Raw genomic sequence first — 22,297 nt, forward strand, 5'->3', positions numbered from 1 at the left:
TTCCCACAAGAAAGCATATTATAGCAGTGCGTTCGCCATCTTTTTGTGCATGCAGGTGCAATTATTTCATGCTGAATTAGCAGGGACTTCATGATCTTTCGAAAAATTTTCGTATTTGAAAGATTTTATGACTCAGTGACACACTTCCAAAGTGTTTTCTGTGATTGGCTTCCCTGTGAAGGAATAGGATTTTCCCAGAGTTAGAATGGAAGACGATCGCCCAATTTTAGAAGACATGGTCGGTTACAGTGCGGCCATGCGAAATATCTATCGCCTGACTCGTCGCGCTGCCAGTACATCATCAACGGTGTTGCTGACTGGCGAAACAGGTACCGGTAAGGAATTGATTGCGCGAGGCATCCATGAATTGAGCCCCCGCGCCACCGGTCCCTTCATCCGCGTGAACTGTGGCGCGCTCAGTGAAAGCCTGCTGGAGAGTGAACTATTTGGGCATATTAAAGGTGCCTTTACCAGTGCCGTCGAAAATCGAACGGGGCGCTTTGAAGCCGCCCATGGCGGGACCATCTTTCTGGATGAAATTAACTCGGTCAGTTTTACACTGCAGGTCAAGCTATTACGCGTATTGCAGGAGCATGAGTTCGAGCGCGTGGGAGATACGCGTTCGATTCAAGTCGACTGTCGGATCGTTGCGGCGACGAACCGCAATTTACTGGATGAAATTGAAGCAGGCCGCTTTCGTGAAGACCTATATTATCGTTTGAATGTGATTCCCATCGATCTGCCCCCGTTGCGTGAGCGTGCTGAAGATATTCCGGATTTAATCCACTTCTTTGCCAAGCAATTTTCGGCAGAAGAACAGATTCCGTTGCCTCATTTTTCAGACGAAGTCTTATCAACGTTCAAGAATTATGCCTGGCCCGGGAATGTGCGGGAACTGCAGAATTACGTTGAGCGGCTGATTGTGCTGTCGGGAGAAGACGGTCCTTCTCTGGATTTGTTGCCAGGACACGTGACAGGTAAATCCGTTCCCCGATCGCTGCCTTCCAAGGAGCAGGATCCAGAGTTGCTCTGTCGGGAACTGGTGGCGATGGAATTACAGCGTGTCGGAGAAGACTCAACCAATGTGCACACGCAAATTGTGTCGCAAGTGGAGAAAGAACTGATTTTACAGGTTTTAAGGTCTTGTCAGGGGGTCCAGACCAAGACCGCCACGCGCCTGGGGATCAATCGGAATACGCTACATAAAAAAATATCAGAGTACGAATTAGAATCTGAAGCAAGATGACTTGCCCTTAACCTGCTGTACGGCCCTATAATAGTGAGTCGTTCTGATTCCCGTCAGTCACGTAGAGAGCCCTCCACATTTGTTCCTCTCTTCTGAAACAAAGTAACCAGCATGTTATCGAATGTCACTGTTTTCTGTTTTATGGCCAGTTATCTGGTGGCTCTCGGATTAGAGCTGGCCCGATTTCTGCGGAAAAAAAGCGGATACCTGCGGCCTCTGATCTTTCTGTTTTCTCTGGCGGGTCTGGTAGCACAGACGGCTTACCTTTTTAATCGTGCCCGGGAAACCCAACTTCCGCCTCTGTTGAGTTCGACCCATGATTGGCTGGTCGTCTTTGCCTGGCTGCTGGTGGCGATTTTTCTGTTTATCAATCTGATCGATGAAGAACTGTCAATCGGCCTGTTCCTGTTTCCCCTGGTCCTGGCGTTGGTGGTTTCGTCTTACTTTGTGGATGATGTGACCAATACCCTGGTGCAGCCAGCCATTCGCTCCTGGGCGCTGCTGCATGCTGCGCTGCTGGTACTGGGAGGGGTGGGGATTGCACTCTGTTTCGTTGTTAGCGCGATGTATCTGATCCAGCATCGCCGACTCAAGCAGAAACAGAATTTTTCGGAAGGATTCAATCTTCCCAGTCTGGCGAAATTAGCGCGTTTGAATCGCTGGGCGCTGATGATCTCGGCACCCCTGTTGACGATCGGAATGGGAATTGGAATTGGGCTGGGAGTCTATGTTCGCAAAGGGGCTCAAGCCATTTCGTTCGTTGATCCGGTGATTATCGTGTATGAAATTGTGTGGGCCGCCATGATGATCAGCGTCATTTTTATTCTTCGTAAGAAACAACCCAATCAAAAACATATCGCACAATTAACCATCTGGACAGGGGGACTGTTGCTGTTGACGGTGATCGGCATTCAAATTCTGACGAATGTGCGCATCCTGAATTTTGATTCCTGGCACTCTTTTTATTCTTCTCCGAACGAGGATACTCCGGGATCGACTGCAGAAAGGATCGTTTCGTGAATCTGCAGGTCGTTTACTGTAACCATCAGACAGCAGGTTTGGATATTCGCGAGAAGCTGGCTTTCTCGTCGAAAGAACAGCTGGATAACGCCTATTCTGTACTGAAGCAATCCTACCCTGATACCGAGATGGTCGTGATCTCGACCTGCAATCGGGTGGAGTTGTATACGGCGACGCAGGAATCAGAGGCGGGTCCGTCACATCAGGATCTGGCAAAATTCTTTTCCGAGTTTCATCAGGTCCCCGTCAGCGATTTTTTTGAAGACTTTCTGGAACGCACGGGGCCGGATGCAGTCCGACATCTGTTTCAGGTTGCTTCCAGTCTTGACAGTATGGTGTTAGGCGAACCGCAGATTGTGAATCAGGTCAAAGAGGCCTATCAACGTGCAACCGAGAACGAACTGTGTGGCCCCTTAACCCACGCGCTGTTTCAACAGGCGATCCGGGTTTCGGCCCGGGTGCGGACAGAAACACAACTTGCAGAAGGGCGGGTTTCGATTGCCAGTGTGGCAGTGGGCACGTTCGGCAAAGGGATTTTCGAACGCTTTGATGACAAAACCGTGTTGATCATCGGTGCCGGCGAAATGGCGGAAGAGACGCTGACCTACCTGAAAGACGAAGGGGTGAAGCAGATTAACGTCGTGAATCGCAGTCTGGAAAATGCAGAGAAGCTGGCGATGAAAGTCGGTGGTCAAGCCAAGCCTTATCAGGATCTGGAAGACTGTCTTGCAGAAGCCGATGTGATTGTCAGTACGACGGGTGCTTCTCAACCGATCGTCGATGTGGCCTGCTTCCAACGTGTTTTAAACAAGGCGGGGAACAAAACGTTTTTCATTCTCGATTTAGGAGCACCTCGCGATTTTGATCCTGCGGTCGGCAAGATCAGTGATAACATTTTTCTTTACGATATCGATGATCTGGAAGCGACCTGCGAGAAAAACCGTAAGGCGCGTCAAAAAGAAGTGGAAAAAGCACTCGCGATTATTGATGAAGAAACAGACCGATTCATGCACGGGGTTTATCATCGGGCAACCGGTCCGATCATCAAGCAGCTGCGGGAACAATGGCACGATGTGCGTGAGCAGGAAGTTGATAAACTGTTCAGCAAGCTTTCCCACCTGGACGAGAAAGATCAGGATTTGATCAAACGCTCGATCGAACAAATTGTGAATAAACTGCTGCATCCCCCTCTGGAAGTATTGAGGCAAGAGGCGCGGGAAGGAACGCCGCACGGACTCCTGGATGCACTCAAGCAGTTATTTCATATTCGAGATTAACGCTTACGCTTCTGCGTTTCTTTTGTTCTGAGATAGTACAGGCAGGTTTGCCAGTATCGCGGCTGTCAGGCTTAATAGGATATTGACACTATTAATGTACTTGGACGCCTGATGGTAGCTCCGAAACTCGGCAGGCCGCGGGCTTCCGGGAGGCGTGATCATGGATTCGAGTGGCGTATAAATCCAGAAGTAGTCGATCAGGCTGATGCCGAGCGCGAGCACGACCAGCCCCAGAATCAGATTGGCCCTGCGGCGAGGGATCAATTCTTTGGCACGGATTCCCAGACTGCCCAGAAATGCTCCCACCAATAAGACCCAGGCGATCGTATAATAAACGGGAAAGTGCAGCGTGATCAGCTGGTCTCGCACGAGAGAGTCAAAGGGCTGGAAGGTAACGTCCTGAACGCCAGTGATAACAAAGATCACCGCCGCTCCGACCCAGGCCGACAAACAGAAGCGAATTAAAACCAGGCTGGTAGACGACATAGTTCACTTTGAAGTTAAATAGGAATTTTGATCGTCATTCCGTAATGCGGAACGACCTGATGAAGCTGTTATCAGGGTAAACAATTTGGCAGAGGACATGAAACCAATTTGAACCGTTGAAAACAGGTTTTCGCAAAATAGCTGGTGGTTGTCCGTCAATTCGATAATAGTTTGACATCGCTCGTGACTTTGGTTCCTGTTAAACGTTAGGATTGTTAATAAATTCGGCCGATTTAGAAAAACCGGCTTGGGGGAAGATAGAGAATCGTCTGAGTGTCAGTTACGATAGATTTAGTCTGACTTATCAAAAGTTGTCATTCCAACCAGAATTCAGTCTGTATTGATACGGTGATCGAACATGAAACAAGCGAAACTTCTTGCATTAAAACAACATCTTTTGAGAAACAATGATTCGATTTCAGGAATTGCTGTCTCTGGAATCCGCTGGGGGTTTGTCGTACTGGCTTTGGGGATGTGTCTGCAGTTGACGCTGGCAGCCGACAAGCAGACGGCGGTGCCCAAGTCTCCTTTGTCTCCTGAAGAATCATTGAAGCAGACCGTGGTTCACCCCGACTTTGAAATGCAGGTGGTGGCGTCCGAGCCGAATGTGATTAACCCGGTGGCGGTGGCCTTTGATGAAACCGGAGTGCTCTGGGTTGTGGAAATGACGGATTACCCGCATGGACCTAAACCAGGCGAAGATCCGAAAAGCCGCATCAAATTATTACGCGATAAAGACCAGGATGGGTATTACGAGACCGCGACGGTCTTTGCCGACAAACTCTTATTTGCGACCGGAGTTCAACCCTGGAAAGGGGGACTGATTGTCACTCTGGCCGGCAAAGTGCAGTTTATGAAAGATACCAACGGCGATGACAAAGCCGATGTCGTGGAAACATGGTTCACGGGGTTCAAAGAAGAAAACTCACAATTGCGGGCCAACCATCCGACGTTGGGGCTTGATAATCACATTTATATTTCCAATGGACTGCGTGGCGGTTCTGTGATTGCCACGCATCCGGAATGGCAGAAAAAAGCGAAGCAGGTTCCGATCAACGGTCTTGATTTTCGCTTTCATCCCTTGTCAGGTAAATATGAATCGATTTCCGGAATTGGCCAGTTTGGTCTGACGTTTGACGATTATGGAAATCGGTTTGTCTGTTCGAACCGGAATCCGAATAAACATATCGTGTTGGAGAATCGATACCTCAAACGAAATCCGTATCTGGCTGTGAAGTCGGTCTATCATGATGTTTCTCCTGATGGCGAAGATTCCCGTGTGTACGCCATCAGCCGAACCTGGACAACTTCCACACTGCATGCGGGGCAGTTTACCGCCGCTTGCGGCGTGACCATTTACCGTGGAGATTTATTTCCCAAAGGATTTTATGGGAACAGTTTCACCTGTGAGCCGACCGCGAATCTGGTGCACCGTGATATCATGACTCCTATGGGAGCGACCTATGATTCAAAATATGGTCGTGACAAAGTGGAGTTCATCGCCAGCCGTGATGAATGGTTCCGGCCTGTGAATATGGCCAATGGTCCTGATGGGGCCTTGTACTTGTGTGACATGTATCGCGCGGTGATTGAGCATCCGCAGTTCATGCCGGCCGAATTAAAAGAACGCTCTGACTTGAATGACGGAATCGATCGGGGGCGGATTTATCGGATTGTTCCGAAGAATGCCAAGATCGATAAAAGCGTTTATATGTCTTTAAAAGATGCGACTCCGGAACAGTTGGTGACAGCCCTCGGTTCGAAGAACGCCTGGCAGCGGGAAACCGCCGCGCGTTTGATTTTCGAACAACAGGATGCATCGATTCAACCGCAGTTAGAACAACTGGTTTCCAATGGGAAATCAGCACAGGCACGAATCCAGGCCTTATGGGCATTAGAAGGATTAGGGAAATTGAGTGATGCGGTTCTGGAAACGGCCTTGAAGGATGCATCACAGCGCGTCAAAGAGCAGGCCGTTCGTTTGAGTGAGCCACTTTTGTCGAAAAATTCCAAGCTGAAAGAGCAGGTTCTGTCGCTGGTCGATTCGGCAGATGGGCGATTACGCTTCCAGTTGGCCATCAGTCTAGGCGAGGCGGGCGATGTCTCTTCGATGGTAGATCAACTGGCCCGTTTGATGCTGAAGGGGGCCAATGATTCCTGGACGCGTGCCGCCGTGCTTTCTTCTGCTCCCGATCAGACCGTGGCAATTTTCAAGTCGTTCCTCAAACAACTAAATGCAGCCGATGCCCAGGTATCAACTCACACAGGTGTGACTGACGCCGTCCGTGAAATGGCAGCGGTCATCGGTCCTCGACTCAAAGCAGACGAAATCGAAGAAACGCTCTCGTTGATTGCCGGGATGGACTCCGATCAGCAGCTTGGATTACAGATCGCCAGTTTTGAAGGACTGGGGAACAGTCTCAGACGGCGTGGGAAATCGATCGCTCAGTATCAGACCAAGTTGTCAGAAGCCGATCAGAAACAGTTGAAGGTATTCTATCAGAAGCTGGTTGATGCAGCTGCGAATCCGAAAACTCCGTTGGCTGAAAAGTTGAATGCGATTGGTGTGTTACAGTTTGTTGGTTTTGACATGAGTGGCAAAACGCTGCTTTCACTGATCCAGGGTGATGTCTCTCAAGAGGTGAAAATTGCCGCTATTGGCGCCATCAGTCCTTATTCTGATCCGCAGGTCGGTGTGGTGTTGATGGATGGATTTGCCACGCAGACGCCAGGAATGAGGCGGGCGATTCTGGATGCGATGCTGGCGAATCAGGACCGGACCAGCCTGTTGCTGGATGCCATTGAAAAGGGACAGATTAAAATTTCAGAACTGGGACCTGCCCGTTCGTCCCGTCTGCAACGGCACCGCAATCCGGAAATTAAGAAACGGGCCGCAAAACTTTTTGCTGCTGCGATACCGGCTGACCGTAAAAAAGTGCTGGCCGCGTACCAGGCTTCTCTGAAGCTCAAAGCCAATCCGCTGGACGGGAAGCAGGTGTTTGTCAAGAACTGTGTGACCTGTCATAAGATTGGGGATGTCGGTGTCAATGTGGCTCCGGATATTGGTGATTCCCGCACGAAAACACCCGAGTATCTGCTGACGAATATTCTGGATCCGAACCGGGCCATTGATGCGAATTTCTTCAGCTATACAATCGTCACAATTGATGGTGTGGTCCATACCGGGATCATTTCTTCTGACAGTGGTGCGTCGATTACGCTGACCCAGCCGGAAGGAAAAACGATTACGGTTCTGAAAGAGGAAATTGACGAAATGAAATCCAACGGAGTTTCATTAATGCCGGTCGGTCTGGAGAAGACGATCAATCCACAACAGATGGCCGATTTGATTTCGTTTATCAAGAACTGGCGTTATCTGAGCGGGCAGGTCCCCAAGGACATCGCCAAGCCACAGTAGTTTTACCGAGCGGCTATAAAATTAACATGGCATCACCATAGCTGTAGAAGCGATAGTTTGCTTCTACAGCTTTTTCGTAGGCTTCGCGGATGAATTCCGAGCCGGCGAGCGCGCTGACCAGAACCAGCAACGTTGATTTGGGTAAATGAAAATTGGTCAACAGACAGTCAACGGCCTGAAACTGATAGGGGGGATAGATGAAGATATCAGTCTCTCCCTGCCATGCCTGGAGCGGGCCTTGTTTTGCGACCGATTCTAAAGTTCGAACGCTGGTGGTTCCTACGGATACAATTCTGCCGCCTTGCGCACGTGTGGCGTTGAGTAGATCGGCTGATGCTTGTGGCAATTCACACCACTCGGAATGCATTTTGTGTTCTTCGAGTGTCTCAGCAGAGATTGGTTTGAATGTACCAATGCCGACGTGCAGAGTGACGTGAGCGATGCCCACTCCTTTTTGAGTGCAGCGTTCCAGGAGCTCGGGAGTGAAGTGCAGGCCGGCAGTCGGTGCTGCGACGGCCCCGGGCTGATTGGCATACACGGTTTGATAGCGTTCCCAATCCTCGTCCGTCGCCAGTTCCCGTCTCATATAAGGAGGCAAAGGCATCGTGCCGAAGTGTTCGAGTAGACGGTGATGGTCTTCTTCGGATTGAACGGTCACCGTCCAGTATCCTTCGTCGTCTTTCGATTCCATTATTAAGAAGAGCTGTTTCTGTTCGCTGCGTTGGTGCGCGGGCTGCAGTTCAATGATCTCGCCTGGCACCAGCTTGCCTCTGGTCTTGCTCATCAGTTTCCATTGTCCCGCTGCGTTTGAGCCGAGGTAGAGTCCTTCCCACTTGCCGCCCGTCGACTTGCGAACGCCGAATAAGCGGGCGGAGAGCACGCGTGTGTTGTTTAATACGAGGCAGTCTCCGGGATTCAGATACTGGGGGAGATCGGAAATGGAACTGTGGCTGATGGTGTGTGTCTTTCGGTCCAGCACCAGCAGACGCGATTGATCCCGCTGTTGTGTGGGTTCAGTCGCGATCAATTCGGGGGGCAGGTGGTAGTCAAATGCGTTTAAGTCAGTCATCGAACCGGTTTCTAAATCATTTCATTTTGCGAGAGTCTGGTTCGACCTGATCGAATCTTCTCTGGAAACAGCGGGAATTATCGGATTTTAACGGAGATTTTTATTTTCTCTTAGTATATTGCGCACAATTTCGAAATCTAAGCTTGTCGACCATTTCCGCCTTCGAACAATAGAATTCAGGTATGATGAATAATCCTGTTTTGTTTCTTGATTTCTCATAACTCTCAGAGGCCAGGCGCTTGTCTGACATTGAATTGCCCATTCCGATTGCGTTTTGTATAACCGGCTTGCAGCCTGGTGGGGCGGAACGTGCGCTGGTTCAGATCGTGAAGCGGTTGAATCGCGAAAAATGGGCACCCGTCGTCTACTCTCTGACAGGCACGGGGCCTCTTGTCGCTAATCTGCAGGCTGCGGGAGTTCCCACCGAAATCTTGCACACGCGTTCCGCCTGGGATGTGAGTATTATCTGGAAGTTGGCACGAAAGTTCAAAGAACAAAAACCGGTTTTACTGCAAACATTTTTATTTCATGCGAATTTTGCAGGGCGGATCGCCGCTCGTTGGTCAGGTGTGCCACATATTGTCTCTGGGATTCGTGTTTCCGAAAAACGAAAAAATGGACACTTGTTGCTGGACCGATTGACAAATCGACTGGTGGATTTCAATATCTGCGTCAGTCAATCGGTGGCGGAGTTTTCGATTCGGGCGGGAAAACTTCCTGAGTCGAAAGTGACCGTGATCCCCAATGGTGTCGACTTCGAACTGTTTGCGTCGGCTGAACCGCTGGATTTGAGTCCCTGGGGCATTCCCGCTGATGCCAAAGTGGTGTTGTTTGTGGGGCGGCTGGATCCACAGAAAGCTCCCGGTGATTTATTGACGGCGTTTGGCCGCTTTGCAGAACAGGCTCCTGACTTTCATTTGCTGTTTGTCGGCGAGGGGCCGTTGAAAACGGAATTGCAACAGAGTGCCAACCAGTTGTCCTGTGCAGAGCGTGTTCATTTTGCCGGCTGGCAGTCCCAGATTCCGCAATTGATGCGAGCCGCTGACTGTCTGGTGTTGCCTTCTTTGTGGGAAGGGATGCCGAACGTGGTTCTGGAAGCGATGGCTTCCGGTTTGCCTGTGATTTCGACGGAAGTGGATGGGGTTTCCGAATTGATCCAGCAGGGAGAGCAGGGGACTTTGGTGGCCCAGAGAAGCCCCGCTGAGATTCAGCAAGCATTGCAGGCTCTGGCTACCCAGCCCGCCTCGTTTCGCAAGATGGCGGAGAATGCGCAAGATACTGTGAAAAAAGAGTTTACATGGGACTCGATCGCACACAAATATGAACAGGTTTATGAGAGAATCCTGTCTTCACACGCCTGATTTTTAAGAAAATTGTGGCCCCTAAACAGGTCCGTCGCAACAAAATTTAAAAATCATCAAAGTCACAATTCCAATTGTGATAAGTATCTAGGTCAATTCGAGTTTGCCGATTTCAACTCCAGCTTTCAATCATGCTTGACGATTTGATTCTGGCTGGTAAATTCATCACTCTGTGGTGAATGGTGGTGATGAGTGGGGATCAATGGCACTAACGGGGACGTTCAACAAGATTCTGGATGGTAAACGGCGATTGGCGATTCCCAAACGGCTCAAGGAAGAGCTTGTGAACAAGGAATTTACCCAGATTTACATTGCACCTGGAACAGAATCATCTTTGTTGCTTTTTTCTGAGAAAGGATTTGAACAGCAGGCACAACGATTGAATGAGTATTCCAAGAACGGCCCGGAGGCAGCTCAGTATCTGCGTCTGTATTATTCGCGGGCAGAAAAAGTGGAAGTCGATTCTCAAGGGCGGATTTGTATTCCAGAACGTCTGGCGGATCTGGCCAGCCTGGAAGCAAAAGAAGAAGTGGTATTGATTGGAGTTCAAGACCATGCCGAGATCTGGAGTAGCACGCGTTGGAGTACCTATCTTAATAATCATGGTCCTCATTTTGATGAGATGGCTGCACAAGCCTTTGGCCAGATGCCCTGGTAATCGTTTGATGTGATGTGGAACATTTCATTGATGAAAACCAATTTGAAGACTGAGTAACGTAACGAAATCAAACAAAGTTATTGTTCAAGGAGGAAATACAGGAACTCTTCCGCTGGCTACCGGGCTTCGCGGATTGAAGGTGAAATGGATGTCACCTGTGTGTGCTCAGGACATTGGGTTGGGCCACCGGTCGTTCGTCTCCTGATACAAGTAGAATGGATGCTGCTTGAGACGGATGGCTTCAGGGTTCCCTCCTTGGACAGGAAACCGGGCCTGTTCGAGACAGGTTTTCTAATTCGCCTGCTTCTTGCGACAAGCAGGCCCTTGTTTCAATCGGTTTCTGAGAGGGAACTTAGGTCTCGCGATTTATGATTTTTAAAAATCTTTAACTGATCTTGCGAAAAAAACAGAATTTCCCTAAACTCCCCACGCTTGAGGATCAGGCCGATTCTTGTGTTTGCTTCTCAGGCAAGCAATCTCTCTGAGTAACACTTCAAAAGTCTCTACCCCTCCCCAAAAAATAATCAATTCCTATTTCTCCTGTTGGTGAAATGGAAATGGTCTGTATTGACGGTTTTCCAATCACTGATGGATCATTTTATATTTAGAATCGTTACCAATTGAATGTCAGGTATGTCCGGTGATCAGAAAAGGCCGATTCACTTACCGGTTTTATTACGAGAAGTGATCGAACAGCTGGATTTATCCCCTGGGCTGGTTGTCGTAGACGGCACCGTAGGCGCCGGCGGTCACAGCGAACATATCCTGCGGAGAATTGGAACAGAAGGAACTTTAATCGGTCTGGATCGTGATACGATGATGCTGGAGTTTGCCCGAGAAAAATTAGGAGTCGAGAGATTGCCAGAAGGGCAATGTCATCTCAGGCAGGCGAGTTACGCGGAACTTCCCACCGTTCTGGATGAATTAGGATTAACGTCCATTGATCGCGTTTTACTGGACCTGGGTTTGTCTTCTGATCAACTGGGAGACGACGAACGTGGATTTGGTTTTGAATCATCGGGCGAATTAGATTTGCGGTTTGATACCAGCACGGGAGTACCCGCCTGGGAACTGTTGCAAACACGATCGGAATCAGAGCTGTGTGAAATATTCGAAGTATATGGAGAAGAACGATTCAGCCAGCGGATTGCCAGTCAACTGGTTCAACAGCGAAAAACGGCGCCTGTCAAAACGGCGGCAGAGTTAATAAAAGTGGTTCAGCAGGCAATTCCAGCCAAGGCACTGGCGGCGGCCAGAAAAAATCCGGCCACACGTGTGTTTCAGGCACTTCGGATTGCAGCGAACCAGGAACTGGAACAACTGGAAACGATGTTGGAATCGGTTCTTCCTGAGGTCCTGAAGCCGGGAGGCAGAGCTGCGATTATCAGCTTTCACTCGCTGGAAGATCGAATGGTGAAGCAGGCATTTAAAGATCGAACTATCTGGAAAAACTTAACACCAAAGCCCATTGTGGCAACGCAGGCCGAGCAGCGGGTGAATCCACGTTGCCGAACTGCGAAGCTGCGGGTTGCGATGAAAACATAAGTATTTCGACTGAATGAAACAGGTAGGCAAACAGTTTTTTGTTTGTCTGGAAAATCAGAAAATTACGTTTAAATTGGAAATGGTTCAGAGCCATGACTGAAGAAAAAAAAGCAGAACAGGCGTCAGAAGAAGACTGGGGCGTTGAAAAACCCAAGTCAGGGATTGCCATTGAAACCAAAGTCGGGCTGTGCCTGATTTGTATCCTGCTCAGTGCCTTTGGGTTGGTTGTCTATCAGAAGATCAATCGACCGCAGGAAGACCTGGCGGTGAATAGCCCTGCGGGAGAGATGTCTGAGACTGAGAAGTCGACTGAGCCAGATCCGTTTGCGGAAGGGAAACCAGAAGCGGACACGACAACGGAAGGTCAGGTGGCAAGTCAGTCGAATGGCTTCGATAATTTTGGAAATGAATCTGGCGGCGAGAATTCCGGCTTTTCCACTCCCCAGGAAGAACAGGGGAATCCGTTCGCCGAGCCAAAACCAGAAGCGCAGGGGGTAGATCAATTTGCGCAGAATGCGTTTGATAACCAAAGTGAACCAGCGCAGCCTACTGAAATGGCTGCGAATCAGTCAGATACCGGATTTCAGCAGTTCGATCCTCCTGCCGCGGCCAGCAATGAGTTTGGAAATCCTGCTCAAAATGAATTTCAGAATAAAATGCCAAAGCAACCTGAGCGAGCGGCCTTTGATCAGGGGCAACAGGATCCTTTTGCAGGCGGAGACCAATTTGCACAACAGCCTGCCGATACAACTGCAGCCCAGGCTGTGCCACAACAGAACGACTTCAATATTGGTTCAGAATCTGAGTTTGCCCCTCCTACAGCCGGCGCTGAATCTGGTTTAATGGAACAGCCTGCAGGACAGGAATTTGCCCAGACACCAGCAGCGAACGCTTTTCAAGATGAGCCAGATCCTTTTGGTGGTGCCGCGGCACAGCAGGGACAGGCGATGCAGCAGCAACCACAGCAACCAGCGGAAAACGCATTCGATGAATTCGGTTCGTCTGAGAGTTTGAATGAAGGGCAGATGCAAAACACAGAAGAGTTTTCTGAAAAACCAGCGAAAGTGAATATTACGGAGATCTCCAGCCCCAGCGATGCCAATACGTTTGGAGACGCCGATTTCTCACAAAGCGAACCTCAAGAATCCGCAGCGCAACTTGAAAATGCCTTTGGGCAGGATACGCCGGCGATGGACAATCAGCAGTTTGAGCAGCCACAAGCTTCAGAATTCAGTGAACCGAATCCAGTCCAGAGCGAAGAACGTTTTGGGGATTTTCGTCCGGAAGAGTTTTCTGCTCAGCAGGCAGAAAGTGTGACAACCGTCAAGCGTCCTGCCGCTGCCATTGATTCTGGCACGTTTCGTGATTCAGAAATGACGGCGGAGCAGGTTCCTCAAGCCCAGGGGCTGTTTGATAGTCCCGCTCCTGTGAGAGAAGTCTCGACACAGAAATTTAATTCACAACAGCAAGATGTGTTCAATCAAGGGGCCGCAGTCGCTGTCGGTGGTGAGTATGTCGTCCAGAATGGAGAAAATTTCTGGACGATTTCCAAGAAGCTGTATGGCAGCGGGCGGTATTTTCAGTTGCTGGCCGAAATCAACCGCAGTCGTGTCAGCGACCCTCGAAAGATGAGACCTGGTTTGAAACTGATTGCTCCCGCTCGGGGGACGATTGATGCACAGTATCAGGCCCGCCATAAAGCAACCCAGACCACGGTCAGTGAATTTCCCGGACAAGGGGCAACTCGTAAGCCGAGTAAGCCAGCCGGGTTTTTTATCAGTCAGGATGGTCGTCCAATGTATCGCGTGGGAAGCAGTGATACTTTGACTGATATTTCACAGAAGCATCTGGGGCGTTCTTCCCGCTGGTATCAGATTTATCAGATCAATCGTCAGAGACTGCAAAATCCGAACAAGCTACAAATTGGAACTGAATTACAGCTGCCTTATGATGCGAGCCGAGTCAGCCTTGTTCCCGGAAAGTCATCCAGCCGATAGTGAGAACAGGCGTTTTTATTCGTCTTTTTTCATAAGGAACTAATCCGGCAGCGAATCTCAAGCTCTCTGACCCGCTGCCTGGGGAAGGCTGGGTTCGATGTTATTCCGATTCGGTAGCGCAATCATGCTGGCGGTTGCTGTTTCACTGGTTGGGATTGCGCTCGAGAAAGAAAGCCTGAAGCTGAAACGCCAGGTCAGTCGTCAACATTATCAGTTGGATGTGTTGATCAACGCGCATGCTAAGATGAAATTGGCCACACAACGGGCTGGTTCTCCCAGGCAGGTGTTGAATTCGATGGAACGGGGTGAGCTGGATGTGGAAACAAATCAGCAGCCTGCCTCGACCAATCGCCGCGAGATGCCTTTGCTGCAGTGGCATTTGAACCGTTCATCAAAGCAGGCGGAAGACAAGAATTAATCGTATTTCAGGACCTTTGACGTAGGCAGGCCGTTTCTTGAATTCCGAAAAGTCGCATCTTCGAATCAGTTGGCGTACCTGGAGTCTGGTCTGTCTGGTGGTGCTGGCATGGATCGTGATTTCCGGGCGGCTAGTTTATCTACAATACATTGGTCATCGCCAATTCGCAAAAGTTGTGGCGCGGCAGCAAGTTTACAAAGAGAAGATTCCCGCCCGTCCAGGAGATATTCTAGATCGAAACGGTCGACTGCTGGCGACCACGATTGTCAGCAACAGTCTGTATGTTGTGCCACAGAGGCTGGAAGATCAGGAAAAGGTGGCAGCGGTTTGTGAGGTGTTACAGCTCGATCTGCCGCATTTTCAAAAACGCTTGAAACAGAACCAGGAGAAGCTGTTTCTGTGGGTGAAACGCCGTCTTTCCGAGCAGGAATTACAGGCAATTCGCGCGCTCAAATTATCAGATGACGCCTGGGGCTTTCGTCAGGAATATCGCCGACAGTATCCCCAGGGCGCTTTGGCGGCCCATGTTCTAGGGCTGCGGGATATTGATGGCAAGGGGCAGGGCGGTCTTGAAGAGGCGTTTGACCATCTGCTTTGCGGGCAGGACGGCTCTCGTTTTTTGATCCGCGATGCACACGGCCGTGTGATTGAGGTTCGCAATGATTCTCGTGTAGCAGCACGGAATGGAGAAACGCTAGTTGTCACTCTGGACTCGATCATTCAATTGTACACAGAGCGTCAATTGCAGGCGATTGTTCAGGAATGGCAGCCCAAAAGTGCCTGTGCGATCGTAATGGATGTCAAAACCTGTGAATTGCTGGCAATGGCATCGGTGCCGACGTTTGATTTAAATCATCCTGAAAAGATTTCAGAATCGGCCTGGAAGAATACGGCGATTGCTTCGATTTACGAGCCTGGCTCGACCTTGAAGCCGTTCATCGTGGCGGCTGCGCTGGAAAAAGGGCTTCTGGAACAAGATGAAACATTCGATTGCGAACATGGCGAATACCGCATGGGAAAGCGTTTGCTGCATGATCATCATAGCTACGGGATGCTAAGTGTTACGGATATTCTGGTGAAGTCCAGTAATATCGGGATGGCCAAAATCGGAGAACGCTTAACGAATCCCGGATTATATGAATCGGTGTTGGCGTTTGGGTTCGGTCAGAAAACAGGAATTCAACTGCCAGGCGAACTGACAGGCATCGTCAGGCCACTTTCCTCATGGAATATCTATTCAACCGGTTCTATCCCCATGGGACAGGAGATCGCGGTCACCCCGATTCAGCTGATTACAGCCCATGTGGCGCTGGCAAATCAGGGAAATCTGCTGAACCCCCGTTTGATTCGAGATCAAATTGACCATACTTATTTCCCGCGCTCCGAAGAGGAGCCAGCACAGGTCCGTCCGATCGTCTCGACTCCCATTGTTTCACCCGAGGTCGCGGACTGGCTGGTCAGGATTCCTATGACGGAAACCGTTGAACGGGGGACCGGGAGAAAGGCACAGCTTGAGGGGTATACTGTCTTTGGGAAGACTGGGACTGCGCAAAAACCAGATCCCAAGACAGGCAAGTATTCGTCACAGTTGCATGTGAGTTCGTTTATTTGTGGTGCACCGTCGCATGATCCGCGAGTGTTGGTACTGGTTGTGGTGAACGAACCTTCGGTCGGTGAAAACCATTATGGCGGAACCATTGCTGGCCCACCGGCTGCTGAGATCCTCAAAAAGACTTTGATGTATCAGCGGGTCCCCTTTGATAAATCAGGGCAGCTACCATTAGAGCGGACCGCCCGCCGGCAGCGGAACGCATTACGCTAAGGTTTTGTAGCTCCCCTTTGTTTCCCAGTTTACGCTCGTCGAATGCTTTTCTCTGCGTTGCATTGCCGAGAAGGGGCAATCAACTTGAATCAATATTGACAAAAAATCGCTTTTTTTTGTATTAAGACTCAAGTTTCATTTCTCTCACTTCCACTTCCTTTTGGTTCACACACTAGACACTCTGTCTCATTCTGTGTGGTATTGATTTCACCACATAGGAATCCCGTTTACTTTGAAACAACTCTGTTTCCCTATCATCAATTTCCATTCCAGATAAACCTGATTGTTTCCTTTCAGGTACGAATCCATTGCATAGGATCTCCTGTCAATTTGATGGGCTGTTAAGTCATGGCAGAAGAAAACGAAGATCAACCCGAATCAGATGAAGCTGCGAACGTAGCGGTACAAGAACCGCCCGCGGACAAAGCTGAAGAAACTGCGGTCGAGGAGACCGAAGCGGTTGCGCTCTCGTTACGTGATAAGGTTACGAAGTTTGCCAAAGCCCGCTGGAAGCTTCTGGGAGGGGCTGCATCTGTTTTAACGTTGCTGTCAATCTATTTGTTATCAGGGACGGGGGAGCCTGAAAAGACTCCCAAAGAGAAGTTGGCAGAAGCGTTGCAGACTCTGGAAACTTCACAGGATGCGAAATCCTGGGCTCAAGCTCAGAAAATGGCATATGACCTGAAAAAAGAGGAATATCAGGACCCTGATTTTCCAGGGGCCTTGTACTATATCTTTGGTGTAGTTGCGTTTCGTAATGCCGAGGAATTACAAGGAGAAGCTCAGGACAAACAGTATTTAATCGCCAGCCGTTATCTTAAAGAGGCAGAGCGAAGGGCCATTGATCAGGAGCACCGTCCTGAGTGGTGTTATGCCTTGGGAACCTGTCTCAATTTGCTGGGGTCTGCCAAGCAGTCACGTTCTTTACTGGAAGAGGCGGTCGAGACTTTTCCAGCTGGAAGATTAAAAGCCTCAATGTTACTGACTGACATCTATCTTGATCACAAAGCCGATGCTGAACTGAAAAAGGCATTCGAGTTAAATACGGATGCCATTCAGATTGAAGGCCTGGATGTTGAGACACTGGATCGATTGTATTTACAGCGTGCACAGATTTTTCTGGCACAGGGGAAGAACGAGCAGGCACAAAAGGTTCTGGCTCAGGTGAAACAGAAGGAGTCTGTGAATCAGGTAACGCTTGTGTTCCAGGCACAGACGATGATGGCTGAGGGAAAATATAAAGAGGCATTATCGATTCTGGCTCCGGTGAAAGATAATCTGGGACTGGAACGGAAATTTCCCAGGCAAGCCTCTTATTTAATGGGGTTGTGTGCTGAATCTTTACACGATGATGAAGCTGCGATCGGTTTTTATGAGCAGACAACGTATCGTTATGCTGGGACTCATGAAGGACTGGCTGCCGATTTGCATCTTGCTGAGTTATTACGGAAAAACGGACGAACAGAAGAGGCATTGATTGCCTATCGAAAGTCTTTGAGATCGATTGAGAATCCCGATGAATTTCGTAATCGCTGGATCAATCTGGAACGGATTCAGAAGTATGTGCTGGATGCCTGGAATGACTGGGTAGACGAAGACAAGATTAAAAATGGAGTGACCCACTTCAATGCCGCAATTCAGCTGTCGGATTATCTGACTCCCGTGTTTCCCGAAGTGCAGGCTAAAGAACTGGCGGCGAATGCAAATCGTCGTTGGGCGGAGTATTTAGAGCGTCTCTACGAAGACTCTACCGTTTCAGAACAAGAGGCATTGAGACCCAAATTGAACGAGCGGTGGAAACAGAGCGGGATCGCCTATTTCGAGCTTGCCAGGAAATTGAGTACTTCTGATCGCTATGGCGAAATTTTGTCGATTTCTGCGGAGCACTTCCAGAAGGGGCATGATTTTGAGACGGCCTTAAATGTGCTGACGCGTTTCATCAATACGAATCCGGATAAGCAAATGTCTCAGGCGCTGGTACGCCGCGGTGAGATTCTGCTTGAGCTGGATCGGCTTGATCAAGCCATTGATCATTTTCAGCGTGTGATCACCAACTATCCCACAGATGTGGCTTCGTTTGAGGCAAAGTATCTGATGGGAGTCGCTTATCTGGAAAAAAATGATCTGGATCGCGCCCAGGAAGTCTGGAAAAACATCCTGGAATCCAGCAATTTGACTCCGAAAGCAAAACAGTGGGGCGATTCACTGTTTTCACTGGGAAAACTGAATTTTCATCTGGGGAAAATTTCGGATTCAAAAAAAGACAATGTTGAGCAGGAGACAACTGCAGAACAGCAATCGCCGCCAAAGGTAAAGAATGTTTATTACGAAGAAGCAACGAACCGGCTGCGTGAATATGTTGATCGGTATCCTGACTCTGAAAAAGTTCACGAAGCACGGTATCTATTAGCACGTTCGCTTCAGAATCTGGCCGACCAGCCTTTTCGGGAAATGAAAGATGCGAAAACAGATAATGCACGGCAGGAACTTAAGCGGAAACAGTTTGCTTATTTAAATATGGCCAATGAGCAACTTCAGATTTTGAACCGAGAATTGCGAAGATTGGAAAGTCTGGATCGGCTTGACGCGCTGGGAAAACGCTTATTGAAGTCAACTTGTTTTGGAATGGCACATTTGCTGTATCTGACTGAAGAGTACGAAGAAGCAATAAAATACTATCATGATGCGGTCAATCGCTATCCACAGTGCACCGAGGTTTTGATTGCTTATATGAAAATGTCAGGCTGCTATGAAAGTCTGGGGAAAAAAAACGAAGCCAAAAGCATGATTGAACAGGCAAAGATTATTTTGAGACAGATGCCCGATAGTGTATTCGATTCCAAGGCGACCAATCTGGGACGCGAAGAGTGGAATCGCTGGTTGGACTGGTCTCGCGAATTACGTGATTCCGATAACCGGACAAAGCAAGCGCAAGATGGAACTGGTGTTTAATATTTAGTTTACAGAAATGGAATTAACCTGGAATTCAGAATCGTATTGTAGTCTGTTCCAGATGTAATTTAACTCGAAAAGTGATGCAGTTATTTTATGACCTCCACAGAGATGATTGATTACTTCAAACTGTTTTCAGTTCGCCTGGAATATTCAAAGGCGCTGTTGAAGCTTTCGTTTCAACAACAGGATCTGATTAACCAGGATGACTATTCCGGCTTACTGGATGTGTTGGGGAAAAAGCAGCGATTACTGGGTCAACTGGACCAGTATAAAAAACAGTTGCCTGCACTCTGGGAAAAATGGAAGAGTGACAGAGATCAGTTGCCTGAGGAAAAACGAGAATCATGTGAGCGGATTCTTAGTGAGTCTGAAGCGGTGTTGGCGAAACTGCTCGAAAATGAAGATACCAGCACACAGTGTATGGTTGACCGTCGTGATCGTACGAAGCAGCAGATTCAGTCGTTGAATCAAGGAGAAAAAGTAGGTGAAGCGTATCGTGACAGTCTGGCGCCGGTGACGCATCGGCATTTGAATATAGATCAGTAGTGACAAAGATTCTCGAAAAAGAAACGTTTACCTTTCAGTAAGACAGGTTATGAATAAATGAATAAAAGTGTAATGAAGCATTCTGCAGGACGTGGAATCGTTCAGGTTGTATCTGAGGACCGGATTCGCCGGTTGGAAGTCTGTACTCAATTTTCAAATTTGGGATACACGGTGATTCCTCTGGCGGACGTTGTGTTTTCACAAGGGACACGGCTTCCTGAGGCAGATGTCTGCGTGCTGCTGGATCAAAAGGCCATTTCCGAATTTATGATTACGGTGGAGTCGGTTCCAGAGGATAATTTAATTCCAGTCTTGTATTATCCGGCCTTCAGCAATGATGTGTCGCAGGCCTTTTTGAATCCGTCTCGCACAGCTGTTCATGAAACGATGGCCCCCTTTGCTGAATTGAGATCTGAGGATTCACTGGACAGTATCAGTCGCCTGTTGGATTCTGCGATCAAATATGCCCGGTTATCTCGTGAATGCCACGATTTGATTGCTGAACTCAATGCACGCTCCAGCCGCCGACTGATTGGTTATAGTCAGGCCATTCAGACTCTGAGAGATCGCATTGCCGATGTGGTGCATTTACAGACGCCTGTGTTAGTGCAGGGAGTGGCAGGCTCTGACTTGTCGCTGGTAGCAGAGATTATTCATGATTCACGGTTCCTGAATTACCAGCCGTTCATCAAGGTGAATTGCAGCAGCTTGACTACTGAAAATATTGAACGGGAGCTGTCAGGCTATTTTACTCATGAAGCAAGTCATTATTCAAATGAGCCTGTCTGGAATCCTGGTCAGATTGAGCAGGCGGAGGGGGGGACGCTGGTTTTCGATCAGGTGCACCTGGCATCGTTGCCTGTGCAGGCGATTTTATTGAAAGTGTTAGAAAGCGGCGAGTATTTTTCCCCGGAAGACAGCCAACACAAAAAATTGAACTGCCGTATTATTTCGACGAGCCATGTTTCACTCAAAGATTTGAGCGCGCAAAATCAATTCAAGAGAAAGCTGGCAGGGATTCTCTCACAGTCAATGATTTCCGTCCCTCGTTTGAATGATCGTAAAGAAGATCTGGCCTTGCTGACAGAACATCTGTTGAACGAAGTGTCTCAGTCTGAAGGAACAATTCCCAAACTTTTGACTTTAGATGGTCTGGAATTACTAAAGAAGCATGACTGGGTTGGTGATGTTCAAGAACTACGAAATCTGATTCGACATGTGAATCGGGTTGATAATGGTCTCCGTCTGGATGCCGCCAGTTTATTGCCCTGGATTGGATCAGAAGCTCTCTCAGACACAGATGCTTTAGCAGGCATGACATTGCGGGAGATGGAGCAGAAGTTAATTGAGAGTACGTTTGCCCGGTGTGGCGGTAACCGGGAAAATACCGCACAAATGCTGGATATTGGATTGCGGACACTGTCAGGCAAGTTGAGATCATACGGATATCCCCCACGCGGAGGCCCGGATTCCAAGCGGAGCTTTACAGTCAAGCGAGCTGCTTGACTGTCGATCAGTGTTGTTTCATTTTGTAAGGTGGTTTTCATGTTAGAGCAAATGCTGAATTCGAAATCATTGCCATTGCTGGAAAAAATGGCTGCGTTCACGGAACGCAGACAGGATGTTCTGGCTGGTAATATCGCGAATATCGATACGCCAACTTATAAAATGCGTGATTTGCCGGTTGCAGAATTTCAAAAGGCATTACGCGAAGCGGTTGAATTGAAATCAAAACTGAATGAGCCCGCTGCGCAACAGTCCTTAGCGATGCCTGTGACACTTGGTAATCATCAGCCGGTCGAAACAGAACTGGAAAAATTGTTTCCTCGCAGCCTGTTTCAGGCCCGGGAAGCCGCGCCCCAGAACATCACGTTTCAGGATGATAATAATCGGAGTATCGAGTCTCAGGTGATGCGGATGACGAAAAACTCAATGATGCAGCAGTTTGCCGTTGAGGTCATGATGGCTCAGTTGAATCAGTTGATGACTGTTATTTCAGAGCGTGCCTAGTTCAAACCCTGAACCGGAGTACAAAAACGATACATTATCGAGGAGGAGCAGGACATGTTAAAAGGAATTGATATCAGTACCAGTGCCCTGGTGGCGCAGCGTCAGCGGATGAATACCATCGCTGGTAACATTGCTTCGGTGAATGTCGCTTATGATCCCAATAGTGGAGAAGAGCCCTTTTATCGTCGAATTGTGACATTTCAGACTGACACGGAGAGCTTAGATCAGGAATCTTCGGCTGTGGGGGTGAAGTATAAGGTCGAAATTGATACAGACACACCTCTCAGAAAAACATATGATCCCGGACACCGTTATGCGGATCAGGACGGGAACGTTACGTATCCCAATATTGATGTGGTGGCCGAGTTTGTGAATGCCCTGGAAGCGGGGCGTGCTTACGAGGCAAATATTTCCGCATTGGATGTTACGAAAGACATGTTCAATACTTCATTACGAATTCTGGCCTGAG

At 48.8% G+C, this 22,297-nt stretch carries 17 protein-coding genes; 15 read left to right on the forward strand and 2 right to left on the reverse strand.

Annotated elements, in window-relative coordinates; all coding sequences use genetic code 11:
• Positions 1–205: 205 nt before the first annotated feature.
• The 3 genes from Pan241w_RS10225 (at position 206) to hemA (ending at position 3,543) form a co-directional block, all read left to right on the forward strand.
• Complete coding sequence (locus Pan241w_RS10225) at positions 206–1,246, forward strand: sigma-54 interaction domain-containing protein (RefSeq protein ID WP_145214641.1); 1,041 nt, start codon at positions 206–208, stop codon at positions 1,244–1,246.
• A 111-nt stretch (positions 1,247–1,357) separates the two neighbouring features.
• Entirely contained in the window at positions 1,358–2,266 is a 909-nt protein-coding gene (locus tag Pan241w_RS10230) for a cytochrome c biogenesis protein CcsA (RefSeq protein ID WP_145214643.1), read from the forward strand.
• Positions 2,263–3,543 carry a glutamyl-tRNA reductase gene (gene hemA, locus Pan241w_RS10235; RefSeq protein ID WP_145214646.1) on the forward strand — a complete coding sequence of 427 codons (1,281 nt, stop codon included), beginning with the start codon at positions 2,263–2,265 and terminating at the stop codon, positions 3,541–3,543. Before Pan241w_RS10230 ends, hemA begins: the two co-directional genes overlap by 4 nt.
• A gap of 3 nt (positions 3,544–3,546) precedes the next feature.
• On the opposite strand, the gene Pan241w_RS10240 is transcribed toward hemA, so the two are convergent.
• On the reverse strand, positions 3,547–4,029 hold the full coding sequence (locus Pan241w_RS10240; RefSeq protein WP_145214649.1) for a hypothetical protein: 483 nt from the start codon (positions 4,027–4,029) through the stop codon (positions 3,547–3,549).
• Positions 4,030–4,387: 358 nt separating this feature from the next.
• Here Pan241w_RS10240 and Pan241w_RS10245 point away from each other — a divergent pair, with 358 nt between their 5' ends.
• Positions 4,388–7,447, forward strand: a complete 3,060-nt coding sequence (locus Pan241w_RS10245) for a PVC-type heme-binding CxxCH protein (RefSeq protein WP_145214653.1) — start codon at positions 4,388–4,390, stop codon at positions 7,445–7,447.
• Between the two features lie 13 nt (positions 7,448–7,460).
• On the opposite strand, the gene queA is transcribed toward Pan241w_RS10245, so the two are convergent.
• On the reverse strand, positions 7,461–8,516 hold the full coding sequence (gene queA, locus Pan241w_RS10250) for a tRNA preQ1(34) S-adenosylmethionine ribosyltransferase-isomerase QueA (protein WP_145214655.1): 1,056 nt from the start codon (positions 8,514–8,516) through the stop codon (positions 7,461–7,463).
• Between the two features lie 239 nt (positions 8,517–8,755).
• Here queA and Pan241w_RS10255 point away from each other — a divergent pair, with 239 nt between their 5' ends.
• The 11 genes from Pan241w_RS10255 (at position 8,756) to flgC (ending at position 22,296) form a co-directional block, all read left to right on the forward strand.
• Positions 8,756–9,877, forward strand: a complete 1,122-nt coding sequence (locus Pan241w_RS10255) for a glycosyltransferase (protein ID WP_145214658.1) — start codon at positions 8,756–8,758, stop codon at positions 9,875–9,877.
• A gap of 202 nt (positions 9,878–10,079) precedes the next feature.
• Entirely contained in the window at positions 10,080–10,535 is a 456-nt protein-coding gene (locus Pan241w_RS10260; RefSeq protein ID WP_145214661.1) for a division/cell wall cluster transcriptional repressor MraZ, read from the forward strand.
• A gap of 633 nt (positions 10,536–11,168) precedes the next feature.
• Complete coding sequence (gene rsmH / locus Pan241w_RS10265) at positions 11,169–12,080, forward strand: 16S rRNA (cytosine(1402)-N(4))-methyltransferase RsmH (RefSeq protein WP_145214664.1); 912 nt, start codon at positions 11,169–11,171, stop codon at positions 12,078–12,080.
• A 92-nt stretch (positions 12,081–12,172) separates the two neighbouring features.
• Positions 12,173–14,077: a LysM peptidoglycan-binding domain-containing protein gene (locus tag Pan241w_RS10270; RefSeq protein WP_145214667.1), complete on the forward strand. Its 1,905-nt coding sequence runs from the start codon at positions 12,173–12,175 to the stop codon at positions 14,075–14,077.
• 97 nt (positions 14,078–14,174) lie between these two features.
• On the forward strand, positions 14,175–14,495 hold the full coding sequence (locus tag Pan241w_RS10275) for a hypothetical protein (RefSeq protein ID WP_145214670.1): 321 nt from the start codon (positions 14,175–14,177) through the stop codon (positions 14,493–14,495).
• Positions 14,496–14,532: 37 nt separating this feature from the next.
• Positions 14,533–16,317 (forward strand): peptidoglycan D,D-transpeptidase FtsI family protein, encoded by a 1,785-nt coding sequence (locus Pan241w_RS10280; protein ID WP_145214673.1) that lies wholly within the window; start codon positions 14,533–14,535, stop codon positions 16,315–16,317.
• 348 nt (positions 16,318–16,665) lie between these two features.
• Positions 16,666–19,269: a tetratricopeptide repeat protein gene (locus Pan241w_RS10285; RefSeq protein ID WP_145214675.1), complete on the forward strand. Its 2,604-nt coding sequence runs from the start codon at positions 16,666–16,668 to the stop codon at positions 19,267–19,269.
• A gap of 96 nt (positions 19,270–19,365) precedes the next feature.
• Positions 19,366–19,818: a flagellar export chaperone FlgN gene (locus tag Pan241w_RS10290; RefSeq protein WP_145214678.1), complete on the forward strand. Its 453-nt coding sequence runs from the start codon at positions 19,366–19,368 to the stop codon at positions 19,816–19,818.
• Between the two features lie 57 nt (positions 19,819–19,875).
• Entirely contained in the window at positions 19,876–21,324 is a 1,449-nt protein-coding gene (locus Pan241w_RS10295; RefSeq protein WP_145214681.1) for a sigma-54-dependent transcriptional regulator, read from the forward strand.
• A 39-nt stretch (positions 21,325–21,363) separates the two neighbouring features.
• Positions 21,364–21,828 carry a flagellar basal body rod protein FlgB gene (locus tag Pan241w_RS10300; protein ID WP_145214684.1) on the forward strand — a complete coding sequence of 155 codons (465 nt, stop codon included), beginning with the start codon at positions 21,364–21,366 and terminating at the stop codon, positions 21,826–21,828.
• Between the two features lie 54 nt (positions 21,829–21,882).
• Positions 21,883–22,296, forward strand: a complete 414-nt coding sequence (gene flgC / locus Pan241w_RS10305) for a flagellar basal body rod protein FlgC (protein ID WP_145214687.1) — start codon at positions 21,883–21,885, stop codon at positions 22,294–22,296.
• Position 22,297 lies beyond the last annotated feature (1 nt).

The sequence above is a fragment of the Gimesia alba genome (assembly GCF_007744675.1).
GTDB lineage: Bacteria > Planctomycetota > Planctomycetia > Planctomycetales > Planctomycetaceae > Gimesia > Gimesia alba.